This window comes from Paracoccus thiocyanatus, from assembly GCF_900156255.1.
GTDB lineage: Bacteria > Pseudomonadota > Alphaproteobacteria > Rhodobacterales > Rhodobacteraceae > Paracoccus > Paracoccus thiocyanatus.
In genome coordinates, this window is the sequence record NZ_FTMK01000061.1 from 1 (window position 1) to 1,027 (window position 1,027).

At 62.6% G+C, this 1,027-nt stretch carries 2 protein-coding genes; one reads left to right on the plus strand and one right to left on the minus strand.

The window, feature by feature from the left end:
* The first annotated feature begins 146 nt into the window (after positions 1–146).
* Positions 147–761, plus strand: coding sequence for a zinc metalloprotease HtpX (locus F3H32_RS17620; RefSeq protein WP_394349630.1), 615 nt, complete (start codon positions 147–149; stop codon positions 759–761).
* A gap of 53 nt (positions 762–814) precedes the next feature.
* Here F3H32_RS17620 and F3H32_RS18025 read toward each other — a convergent pair.
* On the minus strand, positions 815–1,027 hold a 213-nt coding region (locus F3H32_RS18025), incomplete at its 5' end, for a hypothetical protein (RefSeq protein ID WP_223191535.1).

Below are 1,027 nucleotides of genomic sequence, written 5' to 3' on the forward strand. Positions count from 1 at the left end.
TGGAGCTGTTCAACACCCTGAACCTGCCAAAACCTGCCTAAGAGCCGTCCCGTAGTCACACAAAGGCGAAATCCGCCTCAGAGAAATCAATCGCTCAGCGGTTTTGCTGTCGAACTTCGGCGAGCCGGCTGCCGAACGCCTTTGCCATGGGCAGCCCCGAGGACAGCACGATCTGCGTCACCGACGGGCTGCTCGAGATCCTGGACGGTCGCGAACTTGCCGGCGTCCTCGCGCACGAGATCGGCCACATCGCCCATCGCGACCTCTGGATTATGGGACTCGCAGACGTGATGTCGCGGCTGGTGTCGCTGGCAAGCTGGATGGGACAGTTGCTTGTGCTGGTGAACCTGCCGCTCGTGATGGCGGGCATGGTCCATGTGCCCTGGTCGGTCGTGGTGCTCCTGATCTTCGCGCCCACGCTGATGGCGCTGATCCAGCTCGGGCTGTCGCGCACCCGCGAATACGATGCAGACCGGGTGGCGGCGGACCTGACCGGCGACCCCGAGGGGTTGATCGGCGCGCTCGGCAAGCTCGAGCGCCGCGTCGGCCGGTTCTGGGAGGACATCTTCCTGCCCGGCAGACGCATCCCCGAACCCTCGCTGCTGCGGACGCATCCGCCGGTAGAAAGCCGGATCGCGAGGCTCCGCGCGCTGGCCCCCAGCCGAACGCTTTCCGTCCCGCCGATGGCCGGGCACGCGATGCCCGCACTGACGTCGCCACAGGCTCAACCGCGGTTCAGGTCCTTCGGATTTTATTGGTAAGGCAGCCGGACGGCTGACGGAAACGCACGTAAGTCATTGCTTTGTAAAGTAAATCAGTGGAAAAGGTTGTCTTTCAGACCCATCCCCTCCGCCATATTCCGTTGATTTAATTGATAAATATGCATTTTGGAGCGCGCCCGCCATTGTGCCCGCCACGCGCGAAACGCTTGATTGTCAATCGGCACGCAACTTTGACCCCCTTTCGGCGCCCAATAATGACCCCGCTTGGTCAGCACGGGTAGCTGGCCCGATGCGGTGTAGCCTCC

Bases quoted from the DNA above. Each gene is read 5' to 3' on its own strand.
- F3H32_RS17620 (WP_394349630.1), top strand. From the start codon at position 147: ATGGGCAGCCCCGAGGACAGCACGATCTGCGTCACCGACGGGCTGCTC.